This window comes from Pelobacter seleniigenes DSM 18267 (assembly GCF_000711225.1).
In the GTDB taxonomy this organism is placed as follows: domain Bacteria; phylum Desulfobacterota; class Desulfuromonadia; order Desulfuromonadales; family Geopsychrobacteraceae; genus Seleniibacterium; species Seleniibacterium seleniigenes.
Window position 1 is genome coordinate 825,391 of the sequence record NZ_JOMG01000004.1, and the last position, 24,709, is coordinate 850,099.

Below are 24,709 nucleotides of genomic sequence, written 5' to 3' on the forward strand. Positions count from 1 at the left end.
TCTGCAGAAAAGATGTCCCCGGGCTGGTCGCGGCACCACGCCGCAACTCTCATGTGGCAGATTGTAAAAAAAAGCCGGGTTGCCAGTTATCTTGGTGAAAAGATATTCGGCAACCCGGCTGTCTCAGTAAGACCCTGTGGGCTTTCCGCCCCACCTTCGCAGGTGGTTAAGTATTATCGATATCAAGATCGTGATATATGAAAATAAGTATCGGCAGTTTAAACAAAACTCATAAAAAAGTGCAACACTTTTTTACCAGTATAATGCCCGGGATTTATCGTTCCAGTGTGCTAGTTCAAAACTATGGACTTTCAGATTCTATGAATTGAGTCCTTCCTCCTTGATGGGGGAAGGTTAGGATGGGGGTGGAAATGCTGGCTTGTTTCCCCCCTCACCCCAACCCTCTCCCACGAGGGAAGAGGGAGCTATTTTAGGGACTTTCAGCCCTGTCAAAACCTATGCACATTAAACTTATGCGTTGGCATCCGGAGTTTCCGGATGCCAACGAGCTGGGAGCAGAAGGGGGGCGAGGAGGAATCGTTGCTACAAAATTAAAGGCCCGGCTGTAAAGCGCGGGCCTTTGGTTTTGCGGATGTTTATCCTTGATCAGGCATGATCGCTGTATTGACCGATACCCAACTCCTTGTCGTTCAGACGGTTACTATCCACCGAAGCCTGCTCATTATAAGCGCCGATGCCGAGTTCCTTGTCGCTCAGCCGGTTGCTGTCGACCGATGCGTGCTCACTGTAAGCACCGATCCCCAGTTCCTTATCGTTGAGACGGTTACTATCCACCGAAGCATGCTCACTATAAGCACCGATCCCCAGTTCCTTGTCGCTCAGCCCGTTGTTATCAACCGATGCATGCTCACTGTAGGCACCGATACCCAATTCCTTGTCGTTCAGACGGTTACTGTCCACCGAAGCTTGTTCATTATAAGCGCCGATGCCGAGTTCCTTATCGCTCAGCCGGTTGCTGTCGACCGATGCGTGCTCACTGTAAGCACCAATGCCCAGTTCCTTATCACTCAGTCCGGGGGTTGCAAAAGTGGCGGCTGCAAACACCATAGCGGTCACTGAAAAGATGCTGATAGCTGCAATACTGATTTTTTTCATTGTACCTCTCCTTGGAAAAATTTTGTTGAATCGATTTTCAACAACTGCCCATTCTCTTATCAAAACCGGTGCCAAGTTTAAAAAATACATAAATTCAACACGTTATAGGTTTTGACTGCACAGGCAGGATTTAGAACCAGAGAATATTCCCCGTGCGGTGAAGCATATTGTGCAGTGCCAAAGCATCTGTCGGGCGTAAATTGCTGTAAAATGCGGGAAGTTTTTTACAGCCGGGGAAGAGCAGGTTATAGTCACAGGATGAGTCTTTGGCGCAAAGATATTCTCCGTTACCAGCTCCGTGACGCCTGCCTCTACTGGCTGGCTATCCCGGGCTTGGTGCTCGGTTCCGGCTGGTTGCTCGATCAGCTGCTGGACTGGCCGTTGCTGGCGGGCGGCCTGCCGATGGTTGCCATTGGGGTCGTGCTGCTGGCGGTGGGTGGATTTTTTATCAGCGCGGCAACTCTCGATTTCAGCCGGATTGGCAAAGGCACGCCCAACCCGCGCCGACCGCCTCAGATCCTGGTCCGCCAAGGCGTATATGGGATCTGTCGCCACCCCATGTTTTTCGGTTACGATCTTTCTGCAATCGGGTTGGTGTTGCTGTGCCGGTTGTCCGCAGCGCTGCTGATCAGCCTGCCGATCTTTTTGGTCTGGCAGGTTTGGTTTTTACGCAAAGAAGAACGCTATCTGGCCAGGCGGTTCAAGGATGAGTTTGCGGAATACCGCCAGCAGGTGCCTTTTTTGCTGCCGCGGCTATTTTGAAATTTAATTGGTTGTCATCGAGAGTTTTCTGATACTAACTAGTTTTCATCCGGAAACGGCCCTTTTCCGCTGTGGCGGTGTCAATCTGCGGGTTTTCTTGTGCGGCGTAAAGGACTACGCCTCCGCGCATCCCCTTGATGTCCTTGCCACAACGAAAAATTGCTCGTTTCCAATCTGAAAACTTAGCCGTTGCCCTTCGGAGTTTCCGGATGGCAACTAACTAGTTGTGGTTTATATCTATTATCAATGTCAGCAGGTTGTTGAAAGCTTCTGCCAGAGGCGCAGCAGCCGGTTATTTTTGCTCAAAGGAGACGTCGGATGAATACTGTCAAGGTTAAGGATGTTGTTTTCGGGGAAGGGCTGCCCAAAATATGTGTGCCCATTGTTGCGGAAACCAAAGCGGCCATTGTCGAGGAAGCAAAGAGCTTTAAGGACATCCCGGTCGATGTTGTCGAATGGCGTGCGGATTGGTTTGAAGGGATCACCGACCCGGACAAGGTGATAGACGTTTTAACCGATCTGGTGCCAGCCCTGGCCGGCATCCCGCTGCTGTTCACCATCAGGACCGCCAATGAAGGCGGTGCCTGCGCCATCACCCCGGAAGACTATTTGCGGATCAACAGCGCCATTGCGGCCAGCGGCCTGGTCGATCTGATCGATGTTGAAGTCTTCATTGGCGCTGAGACCGTTACTGGCGTCATTGCCGCGGCTCACGCTAATGGCGTCAAGGTGGTTGGCTCCAATCATGACTTTGATAAGACCCCGGCCAAAGACGATATCATTTACCGGCTGCGCAAAATGCAGGACCTGGGCGCTGATATACCCAAGATCGCCGTTATGCCCAAATCGGCCCAGGATGTTTTGACCCTGCTGGAAGCGACCACCATCATGAAAGAGCAATATGCCGACCGACCCATCATCACCATGTCCATGGGCGGGCAGGGCGTTATCAGCCGCCTGGCCTGTGAGATCTTCGGTTCCTGCCTGACCTTTGGGGCCGCCAAGAAAGCCTCAGCACCGGGGCAGATCGGCGTTAAAGATCTCCAAGGTGCATTGGACCTGATTCACCGAAGTTCCAACTGATTTTCCACGTTAGCATTCATTTTGACCTTCATTGAACAGCCCCGCCTTCCGGACGGGGCTGATTTTCTTTGAGGTTACGGGAAAGCGATTAAAACAGTTGCTATCTCTAAAACAGTGATTTAAGTTGCTTTATGATCGGTAAAATCGATAGTTTCTTTGAAATAGATTGGTAATGTTAATTCGGAGAGCGTATGGCGGGCAACATTGCAGTAGGCAAGAGCCACATCAAAGACGAACTGCTCAATCAGGTCATTATGCTCTCCAATTTTGTCCTGATTTCCTATGGAGCCGGTCAAATCAGAGCCCTTTACATTGGCTGGCACATCCGGGATCTTATCCACTTTCTCTGCATTGTTCTGCTGATTCTTCTTACCATTTATCGGCGTCGGTTTGGGGTTCGGCAGAAAGCCATATTCATCTTGGCTCTATATACCGTGGGAGGCTTGGCCGGTGTCTTCTCCCTCGGCATTATGGCCGGCACCACGACCATCATCCCGGCTGCAGCAGTCATTTTTTCCATTTGTCATTCCCGTCGTTCCACCTATCTCTATATTTTGGGTTTAATGGCAATGTATACGGTCATTGCCATTCTGTTTTGCTCAAAAATCATAAGTTTTCAATATGATGCCGATCTGCTCATGACCAGCTATTCCCATTGGTTCCCTTATATTATCAACACCGCTCTGTTCTGCACCGTTTCTTGTGTTGCGATTCTGAACTACAGGGAACGAACCGAGGTCCTGATCGATGAAGTTCGTCAGCAACGCGATGTTTTGAAGGCTACCAACGCCCAGCTGGAGCAGGCCTTATCCGAAGTCAAAACCCTCAGCGGACTGCTCCCCATCTGTGCCTCGTGCAAAAAAATCCGTGATGATCAGGGCTACTGGAACCGGATCGAGGCTTATATTGAAAACCACACCGACGCTCATTTCAGCCATGGCATTTGCGCCGAATGCCAGGAAACGCTCTACGGGGATACCGAGTGGTATAAACGAAAGATGCAGGAACAAAAAGACAACAAGGACGATTGAGTGTTCCCTCCTTATCAACTGCACCGCTACAGCGCCGGATTAATGACTCTCAGGTTGCGGGGAAATTAAGCTGGCATTAAAAATCACTTTCCTATAATATGATTCCGCTAATACAAATTGGATAAAGGCCGGTTTTCAAAACCGTCTATCCTGCCAAAATGAAAAGGGCCGCCATGGATGATGTGATGCACGCCATAGGCGGTTTTGTTTTTTCTGCAAAGGGGGGCAAGTCTGAAATCTGATCAAGATAAACAGTCAACATCTTATTATGATCAAAAGGCACAGGACTTTTTTGATAGCACCTTTGATGTGCCGATGGACTCCCTTTATCAACTGTTTTTTTTGCAAGGGTGGAGCCGAGATCGCTGATTATTGATGCCGGATGTGGCTCCGGGCGTGATGCACTGGCATTTACTCGTTGAAATCGCTAGCAAACTCCCCTTGGAATCGGTGGATGCTTGTTGCTTGTTAAATATTTTCCCTGTCATCGGGATACCCATATTCAATGAGATGTTCAATGTTAAGCTCTGAATCTTTGTTTCTCGACCTCGAAACTACCCTCGAAGGTAAAATCATCAAAATTGGGGCGGTATTTCAGGGTCAAACCTTTGAACGTCAGGGAAAATTTGATTTAAAAGCAGCGCTTGTCGAGCTGGATCAGTTCGGCAGTGCTGCGTCTCATGTCTTAGGTCACAACCTACTAGGGCATGATTTGCCGTTACTATCAGCCTTGGCCCCAGAATTATCGTTATTAAAAAAACCGGTTATTGATACCTTATACCTTTCCCCCCTTGCTTTTCCTGAAAACCCCTATCATCGGTTGGTTAAAGATTACAAGCTGGTTCGTCAATCGGTGAATGATCCGGTTGCCGATGCTCGCTTGGCGGCGGCTATTTTTTCCGATCAGTGTGACGCCTTTGAGCAACAATACCTGCAGAACCCTCTGCTGGTTGAGTTTTACCGTTATTGTTTTGAAAACTCTACAAATTCTGCGACCAAGTGGGATGGTATAAGTGATGTATTTGCTGCTGTTGGAGCCAAGCTCTTAGAGTTGGAAGATGCAATCCAAGGAGTTATCAAACTGACCGAAGGGAAAGTTTGCAAAACCGCTTTGCGGGCAGTCTGTAATCAATATATTTGGGATCCGGAAGAGTGCGCGACTTTGGCTTACTGTATTGCCTGGTTGCAGGTCAGTGGTCACAATTCAGTTTTACCACCTTGGGTGCGCAATAATTTCCGAGGTACGGTTTCTATTTTAAGGCAACTACGGGATATCCCCTGCGAAGACACTGCTTGTGATTATTGCCGAACTAATCATAATCCAGTGTCTCAATTGTCTCGTTATTTTGGTTTTCCAGCTTTTCGACCCGTACCGGAAGCAGATGATGGAAGCAGCTTGCAGGAGAGTATTGTCCGTTATGGTATGAGCGATCGACCTCAGTTGGCAATCCTGCCCACCGGTGGGGGAAAATCGCTCTGCTACCAATTGCCGGCACTCGTTCGTAACCATCGGCGGGGGACCTTGACGATAGTTATTTCTCCGCTTCAGGCTTTGATGAAAGATCAGGTTGATAACCTGATGGTTAAAACAGGCACTCCGTTTGCTGCCGCGTTATATGGCATGCTGACGGCCCCGGAAAGAGGGCAAGTGCTTGAGTCCGTTCGCTTGGGGGATGTCGCCATTCTTTACGTGTCTCCTGAACAGCTGCGCAATAAATCTTTTCGAGATGTTATCAGTCAGCGTGAAATCGGTTGCTGGGTGTTTGATGAAGCTCATTGCTTGTCGAAATGGGGTCACGATTTTCGAACCGATTATCTTTATGCCGCTCGTTTTATCCGTGAGTTTTGCCAATCCCAAAAGATTCCTCTGCCGCCGATTGCTTGCTTTACTGCAACGGCAAAAAAAGCGGTTATTGAAGAGATAACTGACTATTTTCGGCGTGAATTAGGGCATGAACTGAAGCTATTCGAAGGGGGTGTTGAGCGCAGCAATCTTAATTTTGAAGTTCAGACCGTGACTCGTGCGGAAAAAATGGGGCGGGTTGCCGAACTACTGCAAGAACGTTTGACCGCGGATGGGGCGGCTGTTGTTTATGCTGCAACGCGCAAACAAACTGAAGCAATCAACGAATTTCTGCAGGTCAAGGGATTTTCCAGTGCCGCTTTTCATGCTGGTCTGAAACCACCGATTAAAAAGCAAATACAAGAAGAGTTTATCGTTGGAAATATTCAGATCATTGTTGCGACCAATGCATTTGGCATGGGGATCGACAAGGAGAATGTCAGGCTTGTTGTCCATGCGGAGATTCCCGGTTCTTTGGAAAATTATATACAAGAGGCGGGCAGGGCAGGCCGTGACCAACAAGCGGCCGAATGTGTCCTGCTTTACGACGAGCAGGACATCGAAACCCAATTCAAGATGGGTGGTTTGTCTGAGCTAAGCCTGCGCGACATACGCCAGATCCTACGTGGGTTGAAATTAGCGAAGCGAAACCGCGACGGTGAAATCGTGGTAACCGCGGGTGAATTGTTACGTAGCGAGGTGGTTGAGACTAGTTTTGACTCGGATGACAGGCTGGCCTCGACAAAAGTGAAAACGGCTGTTGCCTGGTTGGAACGGGCGGGCTTTTTAGAGCGAAATCATAATAGGACAGGGGTATTTCAAGGCCGTCCTGTGGTGAAAAATCTCAATGAAGCTCGCCAGAAGATTGACCTGTTAAACGTTTCCATTTCAACCCAACAGCGTTGGATGGCTATTTTGCAAGCACTTATCAATGCCGATCCTGATGAAGGATTAAGTGCGGACCAATTGGCTGAATTGCCCGAGTTCACAGAGCCCAAAGATCGATCAGAGGGAGTCTCCCTGCAGATTGCAGATTCTCAACGGATACTGAAAACTCTTAATGAAATGGCTGAGGCAGGCTTGATTAAGCGAGATCTGCTTTTGACGGCTTTTGTTCGCTATAAAATAGCTCAGAGTTCTCCGCAGTTGCTTGAGCAGGTCTGCCATTTGGAAACGGCTTTGTTGAAATTATTGCAGGAAGAGGAACCTGACGCAGAGGGTTGGCTACAGTTGTCTCCGCGACGGGTTAATCAGCGTTTGGTCGATATGGGGTTTGTTTGTGTCCCCGAATTTTTGCTGAAAATCATTCGAAGCCTGAGTCTTGATGGTAAAGGTTTGGCTGGACAGCGGGGTAGTCTTGATCTTGTCTATATCAGTTCGGAACACTATCGCGTCAAGCTGCATCGAAACTGGGAGGTATTGATTCAAACTGCTCGGGTTCGATCGGATCTTGCCAAGGTTTTGTTGGATGCGATTATGGCCAAAATTCCTGAAAAAACCTCAGCTGGAAAAGATATTCTGGTCGAATTTTCCTTGGATGATCTGGTTTTAGCACTGAAGGGGGATTTGTTTTTGGCGGGGCAAGTGAAAAACGAGCTAGCAGCCATTGAACGGGCCTTGATGTTTTTGCATGAGCAGGACGTTATTGTTTTGCAACAAGGGTTGGCCGTTTTTCGTCAAGCGATGACGATCAAACTGTTGGATACCAAAAAGCGCTATAACAAAGGAGATTACACGCCGCTGGAACAACATTATCATGAACGAACTTTTCAGGTGCATGTGATGAACGAATACGCGCGCCTGGGAGCCGAAAAAATTAAACAGGCATTGGGATTGGTTGCCGCTTATTTCTCAATGGAAAAGCGTGATTTTATTGCCAGGTTCTTTGCTGGCCGTAAAGAAGTTTTGGATCGAGCGACCAGCCAGGATTCCTATCGGCGCATCGTTGACAACCTGGAAAATCCATCGCAAATAGCTATCGTGGCAGCTCCTGAAGACGAAAACATGCTGGTGCTGGCGGGGCCTGGTTCGGGTAAGACGCGGGTTGTTGTACATCGTTGTGCATATCTTTTGCGGGTCATCAGGGTTCCTCCGACCAGCATTCTAATTTTGTGCTTCAACCGTCAGGCGGCGGCAACTCTTCGCAGGCGGTTGTGGGATCTTGTTGACAGTGATGCCGTGGGGGTAACGATTCTTACCTATCATGGCTTAGCGATGCGTTTGACCGGGACCTCCTTTGCTGAACGATTGGTCAGTCGTGGGGAAGAGAATATCGATTTTGATGAGTTGATCGATCAAGCGATAAGGCTGCTTAAAGGTGAAGAGAATCTTCCCGGTTTGGATGAAGACTCTTTGCGGGATAGGTTGCTTGCTGGGTATCGCCATATTTTGGTCGATGAATATCAGGATATCGATGAACGTCAATATGAGCTAGTCTCTGCCATCGCCGGACGGACATTGGATGAAGATGATGACAGCAAATTAACCATTATGGCTGTCGGTGACGATGATCAGAATATTTATTCCTTTCGTGGGGCTAACGTTACTTTTATTCGTCAATTTGAACATGACTACGGGGCGAGATATCATCATTTGATCGAAAACTTTCGCTCGACGGCCAACATCATTGCTGCAGGCAATGCGTTGATTGCTGAAAACAAAGATCGGATGAAGATTGAGTATCCGATCAGAATCAACAAAGGGCGCGAGCGTCTTGTTGCTGGCGGGGATTGGAGTCATTTGGACGATGTCGGTAAGGGGCGGGTTCAAATCTGTGCGGTAGCTGATGCTTTTGCACAGGCGAAGGCAATCGTCGGACACCTCGAACGTTTAAAGAGGAACAATCCAGCGTTACACTGGGGTGAATGTGCTGTTTTATCTCGAAATCATGAAGATTTAGCTCCGGTGCGAGCTGCTCTTGAATATTTCACAATACCTATTTCTTATAGTGGGCAGAATTTGTCCTTGCCCATTGGGCGTGTTCGCGAAATCAGATTGTTCTTCGAGCGGTTAGCGCCGATTAAATATGAATTTAGACGTGCAAAGGATTTAGAAAAATTATTTATTGAGAACCTTGGAACAAAGGTGGTTGCGTCAAATCCTTGGTGGGAATTACTTCTGCTATGTCTCGATGAATGGCATAGCGAAACAGGAAACTCTGAATTGCCGGTATCGCAAGCTATCGATTACCTTTGGGAGTCTTTAGCTGAGCAAAAGCGGGATCGATTTATGGAACGAGGTGTGTTTCTGAGCACTGTCCATTTCGCCAAGGGAACAGAATTCGAGCATGTTTTATTGATAGATGGTCATTGGGATGGACGGAAGAACGATTTAGAGGAAGAACGACGGGTTTATTACGTTGGCATGACTAGAGCAAAGCAGACATTGTCGTTGTATTTGCGTCAGGATCAGAAAAATCCTTTTATAGTGTCGATAAAGAATAAATTAACTGATAATCAACTTTTTTGTTTTAGCCCTGGGCTGCCAGATGTTCCTTTTGAAATTCTCAAGCGGCGTTATGATTTAATTGGATTGAGGGATTTGTTTATTGATTATGCCGGCCGCCAAAAATCTGATACCAACATCAATCAGACGCTATCCCAGTTAGATACGGGAATGTCAGTTGGTCTGCATGAGGAAAATGGCAGGATTGTAATAAAAACAAGTAATGGGATCCGCGTGGCGGTATTGTCGAAGCATGCTTATGAATTCTGGCATGACAACTTACATAAGATCGAAAAAGCGTCTGTGATTGCTATGATTGAACGCCTGTCAGAGGATGGCAGTGATGCCGCGTTTAAGGAAAAACTGTGCAATGAACGTTGGGAAATACCTCTGATTGAAATAATCTGGACTGACAAGTAGCATTTGTTTTTTCAGCATTTCTCGTTTTCTAAAAAAAAGGGGGCTTGTGAATATCTTCATCAAAATACTCCTCTGTAGTTTCCCAATCGTCCTGGCAGGCCTCATCTTTTGGCCGACTATCAAAGACAATATTCCACTGACCTACCGTTCAGCGACCTTTGACGAATCCAGGCTGGCAACAGCGATTGTCCCTGCGGCCCAGCGGGAAGTTAAGGCACAAACGGCTAAGCCGACAGTTCAACGCTCAGTACCGGCCAAAGCTGCACCGCAAAAGCAATCCGGAATTTATCGCTGGGTCGATGAAAACGGGCACGTGGTTTATTCGGATCGGCCTGATAGCGCAGATGCCGTTGCTCATACCCCCAAGCCGATCGGCTATCTCTCTGCTAGCGGAACTCCTCATAACACCCAAACCGTTGCTTCTTTCTCTGCCCCGGTACAAACCACGACTGTCGTACAAATCGCCCAAGCGGACCGACAGGATTTTACCTTCTCAACCCTCAGTGCCAGCCAGAAATACGGATATGTCCTGCTGACTGGACGAATCTCTGACGGTTTCGCCTGCAAACGACTGCAAGTCACAGTTGTTGCGAGAAAGGACACTGGCCGCCGGGTAAGGGGATACGATGTGGTCAGCTATAACGGTTTTGGCTCGGCGTTGTATGAGGTCAAGATCCCGTCTTCCTGGAATGGTAAAGGCCGTCGGCCACAATGGGAGACTGCTGAGGTTCGGGCGCAGTGTAAGTCTCTGTAGGAGAATTTATTATGAGACCGCAATGTCCGAATCCCCCTCAATCCCCCTTTGTTAAAGGGGGAAGTTGGGCGCGGCAGTACTTTGACGTTCCCCCGGTGTCCACTCAACCGGGGGAACGTCACCTCTATAGCCTGTGGCCATAGCGGATACCCACCATTCCACGCCTGTCAGCCGGGTCGGCAAAAAATTGTTTTAGTTTTTGACTTTCCCCCTTTTGCTTGCGCTGGAGCGGAACAGGTTTGGGCCGGAATAAGCGAGGAATGTCCGCAGCCCGATAGGGCAAGTTTTGCGAGCGCGGTCCAAAGCTGTGGAGCGGAAGGGATCTGGCGCAGCCAGACGCTGGCATTGGGGCGGGGTCTTTTGGTGACTTTTCTGACCTGGAGCAGAAAAGTCACTCGGCTGGCGGGACGAGACCCGCCGGTTTCTCTCGTTTCTCAACGAATCGTATCCGTTCATATCGAAAATCTTCAAAACCCTGAAATCAAAATCAAAGTCGCAGGGTTGCGACCCCGCCGCCGCCCACCTTTTTGTCCAGGCCAACAAAAAGATGGGAAAAAATGGCCTTTTGATTTCTCGGGATTTTCGTTTGTTTTAGGAATGATTCAGGGGGCGCTGGTCGCTGCTGGTTTGGCAGGGTTGGTCACCGTTGCATTTAATCACGGATCATGGCCGCTACTGGCCTGACCGTCGTCGAATGCGCCTTGACGCGAAGCAGAGCTTCCCGTACTGGCGAACTGAGGGGCTGCGGAATTGAGAGGGTCGGTGGATTGATGGAATGGGGTCCGATCTTTTCCAAAGAGCCGAAGTAACGGCTGTCCAGCCCGATTCGAGAGGATTCTTTCTAATGGGTTGTTTTAGCTTCTAACTTCCATCCCCCTTTTGTCTCCACCGGAGTGGAACAAGCATTTCCGGAGCTTTGCCGCGAGGTTAAGCGTAGCGCATGGGAGCGGCCCGGAAATGATTGTGGAATGCAGGTTGCCACGGTAGTGGCTGGAGACATTGAGGGCGGGGTCTTTTGGTGACTTTTCTGACCTGAAGCAGAAAAGACACTCGGCTGGCGGGACGAAACCCGCCGGTTTCTCTCGTTTCTCAACGAATCGTATCCGTTCATATCGAAAATCTTCAAAACCCTAAAATCAAAATCAAAGTCGCGGGGTTGCGGCCCCGCCGCCGCCCACCTTTTTGTCCAGGCCAACAAAAAGATGGGAAAAAATGGCCTTTTGATTTCTCGGGATTGTCGTTTGTTTTAGGAATGATTCTGGGGTGCGCTGGTCGTTGCTTGTTTGGCAGGGTTGGTCACCATTTCATTTAATCACGGATCATGGCCGCTACTGGCCGGATCGTCGTCGAATGCGCCTTGACGCGAAGCAAAGCTTCCCGTACTGGCGAACTGAGGGGCTGCGGAATTGAGAGGGTCGGTGGATTGATGGGATTGGGTCCGATTTTTTCCAAAGAGCCGAAGTAACGGCTGGCCAGCCCGATTCGAGAGGATTCTTTCTAATGGGTTGTTTTAGCTTCTGACTTTCATCCCCCTTTTTGCTTGCGCTGGAGCGGAACAGGTTTGGGCCGGAATAAGCGAGGAATGTCCGCAGCCCGATAGGGCAAGTTTTGCGAGCGCGGTCCAAAGCTGTGGAGCGGAAGGGATCTGGCGCAGCCAGACGCTGGCATTGGGGCGGGGTCTTTTGGGGACTTTTCTGACCTGGAGCAGAAAAGTGCCTCGGCTGGCGGGACGAAACCCGCCGGTTTCTCTCTTTTTTTCAACGAACCTTACCTGATCATGCTGAAAATCTTCAAAACCCAGAAATCAAAGTCAAAGTCGCTGGGTTGCGGCCCCCTTCGCCGCCATACTCTTTTGTTGCGTGACAAAAGAGTATGCAGAAAAACACGCCCAGCTCCTTGTCCTCTATAGCCTGTGGCCATAGCGGATACCCGCCATTCCACGCCTGTCAGCCGTTCCATTCCGGCTGCGTCACATGGGGAGTTCCGTTCTGGAAAATTTTTAGTCTTTGACTGTCCTCCCCCTTTTGTCGGCGCTGGCGCGGAACAGGTTTGGGCCGGAATAAGCGAGGAATGTCCGCAGCCCGGCAGGGCAAGTTTTGCGAGCGCGGCTCAAAGCTGTGGAGCGGAAGGGATCTGGCGCAGCCAGACGCTGGCATTGGGGGCGGGGTCTTTTGGTGACTTTTCTGACCTGAAGCAGAAAAGACACTCGGCTGGCGGGGCGAGACCCGCCGGTTTCGTTTGTTAAAAGCAAAGCTTCTCAAGAGAGGGGCTGTAAAATTGGGAGGGTTGTCAGGCGCTTGCAACGAGGGGGACTGCTCAAACACAAACCCGGCCGGAGCATTCTCCGGCCGGGTTTGCCAATTGCTTATCGCTTATTACCAGTGTTCGCTGCCGTGACAAGCAATACTTGAACAGGACCTATTGCTGTAACTGCCAACACTTGTTCCGCTGCCGCCGACAGTCGAAGCCGCTGAGACTTCAAAATTATCGGTCAACAGATCGCCAATGTGGTTCGGCATGCGAGTACTGTTGTGGCAGGTTGTACAGCTGTAACGGCTGTGCTTGCTGTGTCTGCCGGAGGTTTGGCTGATGTATTCGCCTGCTCTTGAATCGTGGCAGGAGGTACAGTCAGCGGTCAGGCTGATCGAGCCGCTCCACCAATCAGGAGTGGTCTTGCCACCGTGACAGCTGATATTGCTGCAGGTGCCGTCAAGGTTGTCGGTTGCGGCACCATTGGCGGAGTTGTAATCAGCGGGGAATCCCAGATCGACGGACCCGTTATGACTTGCACCGGTGTGACAGATTTGGCAATTCGTGCCGATTGATGCAATGGCCTTATGAGCGCTGTGGGCACCATCAATGTTTGGCTCGCTGGTCCCGTTCGGTGGCTGGGCGTGGCAAGCCGTACAATCGCTGTAATCCGGGCCACTGTTCCCGTTGGTTGCCGGCAAGACATCGGCAATGGCCTGAACTTCTGCAGTAGTCAAAGTGCTGAGGTAACCCATGTTGCCAACGTTCTGATCAATTGCGGTTTGAATGGCAGTCGCGGTCCGGCCAGGTTTGTTGGTGTTGGCCAGTGTCCCGTGACAGCTGGCACAGCTGGTTGAGTAGAGGGCTGCTCCGTCGACCGGCTGGGTCGGATCAACTGGAGGCGCTGCCGGTAAGACATCAGCAATGGCCTGAACTTCTGCAGTGGTCAAAGTGCTGAGGAAGCCCATGTTGCCAACGTTCTGATCAATGGCGGTCTGAATGGCAGTCGCGGTCCGGCCGGGTTTGTTGGTGTTGGCCAGTGTCCCGTGACAGCTGGCACAACTGGTTGAGTAGAGAGCTGCTCCGTCAACCGGCTGGGTCGGATCAACGGGAGGCGCTGCCGGTAAGACATCAGCAATGGCCTGAACTTCTGCAGTGGTCAAAGTGCTGAGGAAGCCCATGTTGCCAACGTTCTGATCAATTGCGGTTTGAATGGCAGTCGCGGTCCGGCCAGGTTTGTTGGTGTTGGCCAGTGTCCCGTGACAGCTGGCACAGCTGGTTGAGTAGAGGGCTGCTCCGTCGACCGGCTGGGTCGGATCAACTGGAGGCGCTGCCGGTAAGACATCGGCAATGGCCTGAACCTCTGCGCTGGTCAAAGTGCTGAGGAAGCCCATGTTGCCAACGTTCTGATCAATTGCGGTCTGAATGTCAGTCGCGGTCCGGCCGGGTTTGTTGGTGTTGGCCAGCGTTCCATGACAACCGGCACATTCACTGGTGTAAAGAGCGGTTCCATCCGCGGGCTGAGTCGGATCAACCGGGGTAGCAGCGGGCAGGACATCGGCAACGGCCTGAACTTCAGCGCTGGTCAAAGTGCTGAGGAAGCCCATGTTGCCAATATTCTGATCGATGGCACTTTGGATCGAGCTGGCAGTGCGCCCCTGGATGGTGGTGCTGGCCAGGGCGCCGTGGCAACTGGCACAACTGTTGGAATAGACCGTGGTCCCGTCAATCGGCTGAGTCGGATCGACCGGGGTGGCCCCGGGCAGGACATCGGCAATAGCCTGGACCTCTGCGCTGGTCAAGGTGCTGAGGAAGCCCATGTTGCCAATATTAAGATCGATGGCGCTCTGGACGGCGCTCGCGGTATTGCCTTGGATGGTGGTGCTGGTCAAGCCGCCATGGCAGCTGGCGCACATATTTCCATAAAGGGTCGTTCCATCAACTGGCTGGGTTGGATCAGTCGGTTGCGGGACTGGCAGCACTGCGGCAATGGCCTGGATCTCTGCTGTGGTCAGGTTGGCATAAATGCTCATGCCACCAAGGTTCTGGTCGATGGCCGCTTGAATGGCGTCGGCAGAACGCCCCGGGATATTGGAATTAGCCAGGTCGCCGTGACACACTGCGCAATCATTTGCGTAAAGCATTGTCCCGTTCGGGCCTCCATTCCCCGGGTTTTGCCCGGACATGTTGTTCAACATGTCACTGCTGGCGCTCATGGCTTCTTCATGCAGTGCCACCGGATCAATGCTCCCATTGTTCGTGAGTTGGGACTTCATCATGGCGATAACTGGCCGCGTGTAGGTCACCGAAGCATTGATGAACTCCTGCATGGTCGGTCCATTGTTATTCTGTGCTGCGTTAATTTGGGCAAACAGTTCGGGTGACAATGTCTCTTGAACTGCGTCAAGGCAGCTTGTGAAGATCTCGAATTCGCTGGAGGTCGTCATGTCCAGAGCCGTGGCCTTAGGTTGATTCGTTGCTTCAAGGTAGTTGGCGACGGCCATGGCGGCCTGCAGCCGGGTCAGATCGGCAGAAGTCACACTGGAAGAGAGATTGTTCAGGCCGGACATGGGGTCAATATAAATATCGGCGGCTGCAAAATCGGTCATTCCTGCCGTTTGCAGTAGCGCCACCACATCGTTTTCGGTGCTGCCGTTGGCAATCAGTGTGGTCAGCGGGGAAACGACCAGAAGACCATCGTCGTTTGCACGAATTTGCCGCCGCAAGACCAGCTGATTTGGCTCACCGACATGGGTGCCAAGTTGACTGATTTTTGTTTCAATGATTGAACCGACTTGAACTTCTGCTGAAAATTCGAAATGGCCCTGCGCATCGGTGGGGGTTGAAACCCGCTGCAGGACGGTTGAACCATCTTCGGCCACTTCCTGGAGGATGGCACCGCTGATATATGGATCGACCAAAACCCCTGTCGATCCGCTGTCGGTCAAGCCGTTGTCTCCACCGGATCCTGAACCTCCACAACCGGACAGCACGACAATTGTCGTGACCATAAGCCACAAAAAGACTTTCTTTGGAATTCGCATCATGAAGCGCTCCTTTTCATTTTTTAAATCTGTTATTGGAGCTGGAGTGGTTGCTCCCTGGGTGTTCTTAACGAGAATTTAGCTGGTTTCCAATCCGAAAACTTAGCCGTTGCCCTGCGGAGTTTGCGGATGGCAACGAGCTGGCTTGAGCCCAATAAAAAAGCTCATCTCCGATAACGAAGATGAGCTTTAAAAAATCTTGGATGATGAAGGGCGGGAGGGATGCTCATTCTCTTCGGCAGCCCGGCTGTCCATTCTCTGGACCCGTGGCTTTGCGTCACCAAATTGCTTTGGTTTTGCCCTTATCGGAGATAAATAATTTATTTGTTTTTAAAATATAGTAATAAAATTAATAACCTTGATGTTTTGGATGAGTGGTTCTTGATCAATTCGGTCGGTACGTTATCACAGGTAAAAAATTAAGGCAATATGCAGATAATGTATCGCCCTCATTTATTGCTGTGTCGTTACATTTGCAAAATAGGCCTAAAATACAGACAGTTATCCTGCAGTAATAATGTTCCCATCGAATATTACGCAATTTGCTCCTGCAAAATAGGGAAAATGCGCATAGACCTAAGAAAGATAACCGATTAAGTTATATATAAAGGGGCGGCGATGATTTAAAAAAGGAGGAGCAAATGAGAAGAGAGCAGCCAGTGTCCATACATACCAACTATGATAAAGAAGAGCGCGAAAGAATGGAATTCCTGGTTTATCTTATTTTCGGTTATATTTTTGCCTTCTCAGTGCTCATTGTCTCAGCGTGGCTGTGCTTTTAGGTGGGCCGCAAAAAATCGCTCCTCTTGTCCTCTTGAATACCAAGAGCAGGTTGTTGAAAAAGTGGTTTTGAAGAGCTGTGTTTGAATAGAGGGCAATCCTTAATGGCGCTAGTTTAAGAGTCGTTGGCAGCAAAACCGGGACTGTCCCCGCACGGGGGCTGTCCCAGGTCTTTGCGGTGTTAACCGTGACAGTTTCATGGCTCGCAAACTCTTGGGACAGCCCCCGATGACCCTGGGGACAGTCCCGAGTTTACTGCAGCGTTGCTTAAACTTGCGTCATTCAGGACAATCCTCTTTCTTTATCCCTCCGGGAGTTTACTCCTCCCATACCGTCGGGTCGATAATCCCATTGCGAATAGCGTATTGAACCATTTTGACGGGGTTGTCGATTCCGATCTTCTTCCCAATGCTGGCTCTGTGTTTATCAACCGTTTTGGAGCTGATGAATAAAACTTTGCCGATTTCAATGCTGCTATGACCTTGGACGAGAAGGTGAAAAATCTGCTTTTCCCGGTCTGATAGTTGACCGAACTCGGCATGCTCCTCTTCCGTTTCATCCACTGTTTCAAGATAAGAAGAAATAACCGACTTGTGAATTTGTGAACTGAGGAAGAAACGGCCCTGGGCAACGCAACGAATGGCTTCGAGCATTGTGGCTCCGGCCTCTCCTTTAACAACATAGCCTAGCGCCCCTGCCTTAAGGGCTTTGCGGACATAAGCCTCTTTTTCATAGCGGGACAGAATAACGATGCCGGTTTCCGGAGCGATGCGATGGACCATTTGAATGGTTTCCAGGCCGGTCATGCGTGGCATGGCAATATCGAGCAACAGAACGTCGGGTCGCTCGGTGCGGACCTTTTCAAGGGTTTCGATTCCGTCTTCAGCTTCCCCGACAACATTCATATCGTCTTGAGAATGAATCAGCAGTCTTAATCCCTCACGTAGCAAGGCATGATCATCGGCAATCAGTATTTTTAATGGCACAGTTATCTCCGGTGGTCAGGCGGGTAATTCCGCGCGAATGGTGGTGCCCTGGTTTGGCGCGGACTCGACAAACAGGTGCCCGCCGACTGCGGTGGCGCGTTCCCGCATACCAAGCATCCCCAAGCCCCATGAACTGTGGGTGATGTTGTTCGGTATCTTTATGTCCAGCCCGCAGCCATTATCCTGGACTGTCAGCACGACCTGATTATCGAACATATCCAGTTTGACTTTAACTTCGGTGGCTTGAGCATGTTTACGAACGTTGGTGAGCGCCTCCTGGTAGATCCGATACAGGACGATTGTTGCTTCACGGGATAGTTTTTTATTGCCGTTCACCTGGAAATCAACCTGAAGAGAATGGGCTGTATGGAAAAATTCGCGAATGTGCCAGCGGATTGTTTCGACCAGCCCATGATCATCAAGAATGACAGGGCGAAGTTGGTCACAGACATGCTTGAGATCGGTTTCCAGGCGCTGAACCATACTTAACAGACGATTGCACTGTTGGGAGTGCTCTTTCCCTTGTTCTGAATGTTGATCGCGTAACATTTCCAAGCCCAGTTGAAAGGCGATCAGGACCTGCCCGAACTCATCGTGCAGGTCCTGGGCTAGGCGTTTTTTCTCCTCTTCCGAAGAGTGGATCAATTTGTGAGACAACATGCGGATTTCTTCTTCACTCTGCAACAAAGCGGCTTCCGCTTTTTTGCGCTGGGTGATGTCGGTATGAGTGCCGACCATCCGTAGCGGTTTACCTTCAGCGTCCCGAGCCACTATCTGACCGCGGGAGAGAAACCATAACCAGTTTCCATCCTTGGCTTTCAAGCGATGCTCAAACCTTAAGTGATCCGTTATCCCGTTGAGATGATCGCTCTTCGCCTGCATGAACAGCTCAACCTCGTCCGGATGGAGCAGCTTTTTCCAATCGTCGATATGGGAACCGATTTCACCGGCCTGATAGCCAAGCTTGGTTGCTGATTGCGGGCTGACATAGATTTCCCCAGTTTGAGGATTGAAGTCCCACAAAGAGTCATTGACGGCCTGCAGGGTCAGCTGAAAGCGCCGTTCGCTCTCATAAAGCTGTTGGGCAATCTTCATGCGTTCGCGGTGGTGGCGTTGCAGTGGCTGATAGTGAAAGAAATAGACGGTCGGCGAGAGGATAATCAGCAGCAGGGTCGAATCAAGAAGCGCCAGTACCGCAGGATGGAACGGGGGGATTAATCCGAAAATCAGCATAATCGCTGTTTCGGAAAGAAAAATAGACAGGACCATGAGCCGTAACAGGCGCTTGGGAGAGAGCAGGGCAGACGTCTTTTCGGCTGAGAACAGCTTCTTGAAATCGCTGCTGTCCGTATACGCTTCAGTTCTGGAACGCGGAGTATGGAGAATGGTTGGTTTTCCGAGAACATCAGTCTTACTGTTCATATTCATTTCCCCTGACTCATATCCACCAGTATTGACCACAAGCAAAGATGAAAGCGATCTGTTTGCTTATGCCTAAAAAACTCATAAATCCGGCTATTTGTTCACTATATCAAAATTGCCGAATAAAAGGATACGTTTGCAGGCTATTTTTGTTCTGGTGACGAGCGGGACACGGCCCGGCGCTGTTGCTGTTGGGCCTTCTCAAGTTGAAAACGCCGGACCTTTTTTCAATATTTAGAAAGGTGTCATTGATTTCCATCGCCCATTCATGGGCTGTTTTATACAGCCTGTTAGATAGTTTTCATCCGGAAACGGCCCTTTTCCGCTGTGGCGGTGTCAATCTGCGGGTTTTCTTGTGCGGCGTAAAGTACTACGCCTCCGCTCAACCCCTTGATTTCCTTGCCACAACAAAAAATTGCTCGTTTCCAATCTGAAAACTTAGCCGTTGCCCTTCGGAGTTTCCGGATGGCAACTAGATAGTTCCTAAGGGAGCGGCGTGTCCTGAGCAATGAGGACATCCTTCTGAATCATGGATACTCATATCCTTTCTGAGGAATTCGATGGCATCTTCAAAGCGGCCTAAGGTGCCGCCGAAGCCTTTTTGGAAGCGTTCACTGACTTCCGCTTCGGAAAAGGTCAAAATGGAAGGTTTGCAACAGGGGACGACAACAGAGCCCAGAACGAAGAATGAATGTTGAGCTGCATGCAGGCGGCCGGATAGAAAGTCCGTGGTCAGGGCCATGGCGATCTGGTCCCCCATCATCAACTGTGCCGAGATGCCGCAATGCGGGCAGCAGGCGACCTGTTGTTCGCCGTTATTTTTAGTAATGGTATACAGCAGTTGTTGAGTCGGCGGGCGATAACAGATCAGGCAATTACCCTGGGCAGAGGCGATCTGTTTATGATTGTCGCCTCTTTGGGCACCGTTTTCAAGCCGGGCTGCACCACCGTGGATGCGTTTTAAGGCCTGTCTTCGTTCCAGTAAACCCAAATCCCGATGAATCGTCATTTTGGTGACCCCAAACCGGGTCACCATTTCGGCCAGGCTGAGGGTGCCTTCCTTTTCCAACCATTCCAATAACTGCTTTCTTCGTTCCGTCGGTTTCATAGTCGCTCCTGTTATCAAAACAACATGAAAATGCTTGAATATATGACTTTCATATTTATTACAAAAACGCTGTCGTGATAGCCTTTGAAAGTAGAACGAAATTATAAAGATGAATTCATTCTACAGAATTGTTAATAGGATAACAATGTAATTGTTGCTGAATGGATACAATAAGAAGCTTCTTGTGAATTTTATTCAGCCATGGTTTGAACCCTTAGCTGCTCCCTTTTTTAACCCGGTAAATCCTGACTTGGGGGAGCGCTCTTGGTAGCTGCTAAATGTGAACCGGGGGAGAGATGAAACACGAGTTGCAGCAGCGGTTGAATTGTCCTGTTCCGGCTGGCGTCTTTACCGCCCTGGGCGCAAGTGTTCTGCTGCACAGCGTGTTGGTTCTTTTTCTTGTCGGTCTGAAGGGGGCCCCCCCGGTCAGAACAAAACCGGCGATTGTTCAAATCAACTTGAAGTCTGTTCGGTTATCCCCTGGTTTAGAGGGGACATTAGGGATGAAGGCAACTGATCAGCCTGGGTCGAAGGCCAGATCATTGGCTCCGCAATCTGTTCCTAGTGCGATGCCGGTTGCAGGGCGTGAGCAAGCACCACCGGATCAAAAACCCAGTCCTTCAGCAACAGTTGCCAAGCCTGCTTCTGCGCTTAACGCTGCACCAGCGGGTATTTCAAAAAAAATCCCGGCTCAGAAGATTGAAGTTGCCCGGAAGACCCCGGTTCAGAAACCTGTCACCGGCAAGGCAGAGAAGCCGTTGGTTGCACTAGTTCCAGCGGAACCTTCATTCTTAGATGTTGATCAACCAACTGTTGAACAAGAGGCCGTGTCCATTGCCAAGATTGACAATACTGGTGCTAAAACACGATTTTTGCCTCCTCAGTTGTCGGTTGACAGGGCTGTCGCGATTTCGCCTCAAGATGTTGACGTCAATGATGACGTTGACGGTGAAGCTTTCGTTGTTGAAGCTCCTCAAGAAGAAAGTCCTTCAGGTGCGGCGGATGCCCTTCGCGAGGAGTATCTCAGTTTCAACTTTGGATCCATTCGCGACAAAGTCAGGGATAATCTGCGTTATCCGACCATTGCACGACGGCAGGGATGGACGGGCAGGGTGGAAATCGAGTTCACCATATCTTTGTCCGGAACTATCGATAATAAGAGGATTCTTTCCAGCTCCGGATACCCGCTGCTGGATCGTCAGGCCTTGCGGGCTGTCGACGTCTCGGCGCCTTTCCCGCCGCCTGCGGTTATTGCAACCGTCATTTTACCGGTCACATTTTCTCTTGAGTAAGAGCCGGTGGACACAATCATTTTAACGTGAGGAGGACTGAAATGAATAATTCGACGCAAAAAAGCCATTACCGGATGACAGCAGAATCTTGGGATGAATTGCCAAAAGATGAAAGAATAGCTGACATTCAGGCTTTAATAAAAAGCCCTTATTGGATGATGCTCCACGAGGATGACAAGAGCCGCTGGTTGCATCAGCTGCAATCCCTTGAATCGACACTCGAGTACTGTTGATGACTTGCTCACTATCGGGTTGTTGAAAGACAGTCTGCAGAGCCTGGATGGACTTTTTCAATAACCTGATAGTGAACCCGTTGATTAGTCCGGGTGGATTCTGTCCGGTTTGAGGAAAAGTCGAGCCCAGGATTTTTCAAAGCGTGGTGGAGGGGGAATTCTCGACCGCATATAAATCAATATTCAAGCCAATGTTTTAGAAAACAGCCCTTGCTTTTGATGACCCAGTCTATGGCTCAGAAGGTCCATTTTGACGGCCTGTTTGCTTCCCTGTTGGATATCGCCATCCAACAGGGAATCGAATGGCTCTTTCAATCCATTTCAGAAAGAAGGAGGGATGAACCATGATCAGATTTGGAATCGTTTGCCTGGTGGCCTTGGTCTGTTGTGACGTGCTGATCTGCTCATCGGCTATGGGAGAATCTGTTCTCTTGGATGAAATTACGATTCGCGGTGAGCAGCAACAGCCTATTGAGGAAAAATTGACCATTCGAGAAGTCCGGGAAAGCCCGGCGCGGGATATTGGTGAGGCATTGCAAAACGTTCCCGGGCTGTCAAGTGTCAGAAAGGGCGCAATTGCAAACGATATTGTTTTGCGTGGCATGCAGAGAGACAACCTGAATGTTTTTCTGGATGGCGTCAGGCTGCATGGGGGTTGTCCTTCGCGGATGGACCCGCCTTCGTTCCACTTTGATTTTGCCGAAGTGGATTATATCGAAGTCATCAAGGGGCCTTATGATGTGCGCAATCCGGGCAGTTTGGCGGGGATGGTCAATGCGGTCTCCAAAGAACCGAAACGCGGGCTGGCGACCAATCTCAATGTCAGTTACGGCAGTTTCAATTATCTCGATCTTTCCGCAACCGGATCCTATGGCGGAGAAGTTTTTGACACCCTGATCGGCTACGCACATAAAGCGTCAGACGTGCCCGAAGCCGGAAACGGTCAGCTGCTGACGGATATTTATCCATCAACCAGCAACAATCGCTATCGTTCGAACACCCTTGATTCCGACGCCTATGAAACAGACACCTTTTGGGTCAAAGGAGGAGGCAAGCACGGGACTGGCCGCTCCGAGTTGAGTTACAGCTATCAGGATGCTGAACACGTTCTTTACCCAGCCCTGTTGATGGATGCTGATTATGATCGCACCCACCGTGTTAACTGGAAAACAACCATCGACAACCCCGGGTTGGCCATCTCCAAATTGCGTTTTCAGGCCTTTTTGAATCGTGTCGATCACCTCATGGATGACACTCTCAGAGTTTCATCATTGCCCAGCATGATGGTCACAAAAGATTATATGATGCAGACCGATGCCAAGGCCACGACATTTGGCAGTAAACTCAATGCGGATATGCCGGTCGGAGCAGGACTGTTGACCAGTGGAGTTGATTTTTACCGACGCAATTGGGATGCGACCAACGAGTCTGCCATGTGGATGAGTTATGCCGAGCAACCGATGATTCCAGATGTGGATATCGATAATTTTGGAATTTTTGGAGAATACAGTTATCCATTGTCCAGACAGCTGACATTAAAGGGTGGCGCCCGGCTTGATCATACCCGGGTTACGGCCAATGCATTAACCGGAACCCGACTGGATAGTCTCTATCAACCCTATTTCTCTTCAAGTCTCGACAATAAGGCCGATTTTACTGAGCCGAGTGCAAATCTGCAATTGACCTGGAAGACCTCTGAACAGCTGGAGTTCTTTACCGGCATCGCCTCCGCCAGCCGTACCCCGGACCAGCAGGAACTCTTTATCGGTCTGCAACGCATGGCGGGTAAAAACTGGTTGGGCAACCCAGCGTTGGATGCAACGCGTAACAATCAGGTCGATTTAGGTGCAAAATGGAAGAGCGCCAATTTTCTTGCCAATGTCAGCGTTTTTTACAGCTCCTTAACTGATTACATCTATATCGCCGAAGCAGCCGACCCTGACGGCGCCGGCCCTCTCATTCAGGCGCGCACCTATCGCAACATCGATGCAACCATGTATGGTGGCGAATTCAGCAGTCAGGTGGTCATGCCTTTTGATCTGTTTTTAAAGGGGACCCTCTCTTATGTGAGAGGGGAAAATGCAGACACCAATCAGCCCCTAGCCGAGATTCCACCGCTTTCCGGCGTTGTTTCCCTGCGCTACGATAACGGTAACTGGTACGCCGAAATCAGCGAAAGGTTTGCCGCCCGGCAGGACCGGGTTGACGAGAGCCTGCAGGAAAACGAAACCGCAGGGTGGGGGGTGACAGACCTGAAGGCCGGCACCTTTTGGGGGCGCTGGGAATTGCTTGGCGGCGTGAATAATCTGTTTGATAAATATTATTTCAGTCATCTTTCCTATCAGCGCGACCCGTTTAACGCCGGAGTGAAAGTCCCGGAAATGGGCCTGTTTGCCTACGTAAATTTGAGTTATCGCTTCTGATGTAACGCTTCTTTTTGGGGCTCCTCCGCTATTTGTTTTTTCAATCCCCCCTTTGGGAAAAAGGGGGATTATTTGTAATTTTTCATTTTACACTTGTCTCATTATTGGCTATAAATCCTCTGTCCATTGCTCCTTATAGGGCAGTCTTTGGGCTGATATTATATTTCATTCTTTTGTTGTACTCTCGTGGGGGGGGGCTGCGGTTATCTGTTTTTATACCCTTCTTTTTAGGCGACTTTCCTGCCATTTAATTAGTTTTCATCCGGAAACGGCCCTTTTCCGCTGTGGCGGTGTCAATCTGTGGGTTTTCTTGTGCGGCGTAAAGGACTACGCCTCCGCGCATCCCCTTGATTTCCTTGCCACAACAAAAAATTGCTCGTTTCCAATCTGAAAACTTAGCTGCTGCCCTTCGGAGTTTCCGGATGGCAACTAATTAAAGTTTCGAAGATTTTTAAGTTGGATTTAACTTTCTATTTATTTTAAGTAGTGATTTAACTATATTTATAAATTGTAACAAGATTAAGAATGTCTAAGTCTGTTTTGGCAAAAAGGAGATTTTCATTGAAAGGCATCATTCTGGCTGGAGGGTCAGGGGCCCGGCTCTATCCTGCGACTCGTTCCGTCTGCAAGCAGCTGATTCCCATTTATGACAAACCGATGATCTGTTAATCTATATTTTTCAAGACTGGCCACGTCTTGCAGAATTAATAGGGTATAT

Annotated in this window: 14 protein-coding genes, 1 pseudogene and 2 riboswitches; of the genes and pseudogenes, 10 read left to right on the forward strand and 5 right to left on the reverse strand. The window is 49.8% G+C overall.

Annotated features, from left to right (window positions below; translation table 11 throughout):
* Positions 1 to 105: 105 nt before the first annotated feature.
* Positions 106 to 182, reverse strand: a riboswitch (cyclic di-GMP riboswitch).
* Between the two features lie 424 nt (positions 183 to 606).
* Positions 607 to 1,116 (reverse strand): hypothetical protein, encoded by a 510-nt coding sequence (locus tag N909_RS0120780; protein WP_029918038.1) that lies wholly within the window; start codon positions 1,114 to 1,116, stop codon positions 607 to 609.
* Between the two features lie 258 nt (positions 1,117 to 1,374).
* Between N909_RS0120780 and N909_RS0120785 the strand changes: the two genes are divergently transcribed.
* From N909_RS0120785 to N909_RS25825, 6 genes are all read left to right on the forward strand, one after another.
* Positions 1,375 to 1,878 carry a methyltransferase family protein gene (locus tag N909_RS0120785; protein ID WP_029918039.1) on the forward strand — a complete coding sequence of 168 codons (504 nt, stop codon included), beginning with the start codon at positions 1,375 to 1,377 and terminating at the stop codon, positions 1,876 to 1,878.
* Positions 1,879 to 2,196: 318 nt separating this feature from the next.
* The gene (gene aroD, locus N909_RS0120790; RefSeq protein ID WP_029918040.1) at positions 2,197 to 2,961 is read left to right on the forward strand and encodes a type I 3-dehydroquinate dehydratase; all 765 of its coding nucleotides are present in this window, start codon (positions 2,197 to 2,199) and stop codon (positions 2,959 to 2,961) included.
* A 191-nt stretch (positions 2,962 to 3,152) separates the two neighbouring features.
* Positions 3,153 to 3,992 (forward strand): hypothetical protein, encoded by an 840-nt coding sequence (locus N909_RS24920; protein ID WP_029918041.1) that lies wholly within the window; start codon positions 3,153 to 3,155, stop codon positions 3,990 to 3,992.
* A gap of 517 nt (positions 3,993 to 4,509) precedes the next feature.
* Complete coding sequence (locus N909_RS0120800) at positions 4,510 to 9,699, forward strand: RecQ family ATP-dependent DNA helicase (RefSeq protein WP_029918042.1); 5,190 nt, start codon at positions 4,510 to 4,512, stop codon at positions 9,697 to 9,699.
* 46 nt (positions 9,700 to 9,745) lie between these two features.
* Entirely contained in the window at positions 9,746 to 10,453 is a 708-nt protein-coding gene (locus tag N909_RS0120805; protein WP_029918043.1) for a DUF4124 domain-containing protein, read from the forward strand.
* A 363-nt stretch (positions 10,454 to 10,816) separates the two neighbouring features.
* Positions 10,817 to 11,137 (forward strand): hypothetical protein, encoded by a 321-nt coding sequence (locus N909_RS25825; RefSeq protein WP_155006022.1) that lies wholly within the window; start codon positions 10,817 to 10,819, stop codon positions 11,135 to 11,137.
* 1,691 nt (positions 11,138 to 12,828) lie between these two features.
* Here the strand turns inward: N909_RS25825 and N909_RS24925 are convergent.
* From N909_RS24925 to N909_RS0120830, 4 genes are all read right to left on the reverse strand, one after another.
* A complete protein-coding gene (locus tag N909_RS24925) occupies positions 12,829 to 15,750 on the reverse strand; it encodes a c-type cytochrome (RefSeq protein WP_029918044.1) in 2,922 nt (973 codons plus the stop codon).
* Positions 15,751 to 15,981: 231 nt separating this feature from the next.
* Positions 15,982 to 16,058: riboswitch (cyclic di-GMP riboswitch) on the reverse strand.
* A gap of 786 nt (positions 16,059 to 16,844) precedes the next feature.
* Entirely contained in the window at positions 16,845 to 17,513 is a 669-nt protein-coding gene (locus N909_RS0120820) for a response regulator (RefSeq protein WP_051689996.1), read from the reverse strand.
* 15 nt (positions 17,514 to 17,528) lie between these two features.
* Positions 17,529 to 18,935: a PAS domain-containing sensor histidine kinase gene (locus N909_RS0120825; RefSeq protein WP_029918046.1), complete on the reverse strand. Its 1,407-nt coding sequence runs from the start codon at positions 18,933 to 18,935 to the stop codon at positions 17,529 to 17,531.
* A gap of 472 nt (positions 18,936 to 19,407) precedes the next feature.
* Positions 19,408 to 20,043, reverse strand: a complete 636-nt coding sequence (locus N909_RS0120830) for a DeoR family transcriptional regulator (protein WP_029918047.1) — start codon at positions 20,041 to 20,043, stop codon at positions 19,408 to 19,410.
* 296 nt (positions 20,044 to 20,339) lie between these two features.
* Between N909_RS0120830 and N909_RS24930 the strand changes: the two genes are divergently transcribed.
* From N909_RS24930 to N909_RS25420, 4 genes and pseudogenes are all read left to right on the forward strand, one after another.
* Positions 20,340 to 21,335 (forward strand): energy transducer TonB, encoded by a 996-nt coding sequence (locus N909_RS24930; RefSeq protein WP_029918048.1) that lies wholly within the window; start codon positions 20,340 to 20,342, stop codon positions 21,333 to 21,335.
* A 41-nt stretch (positions 21,336 to 21,376) separates the two neighbouring features.
* The gene (locus tag N909_RS0120840) at positions 21,377 to 21,568 is read left to right on the forward strand and encodes a hypothetical protein (protein ID WP_029918049.1); all 192 of its coding nucleotides are present in this window, start codon (positions 21,377 to 21,379) and stop codon (positions 21,566 to 21,568) included.
* A gap of 344 nt (positions 21,569 to 21,912) precedes the next feature.
* On the forward strand, positions 21,913 to 23,991 hold the full coding sequence (locus N909_RS0120850; protein ID WP_029918050.1) for a TonB-dependent receptor domain-containing protein: 2,079 nt from the start codon (positions 21,913 to 21,915) through the stop codon (positions 23,989 to 23,991).
* Positions 23,992 to 24,552: 561 nt separating this feature from the next.
* A pseudogene (locus tag N909_RS25420) lies at positions 24,553 to 24,654 on the forward strand (sugar phosphate nucleotidyltransferase); the annotation flags it as partial.
* Between the last annotated feature and the right edge of the window lie 55 nt (positions 24,655 to 24,709).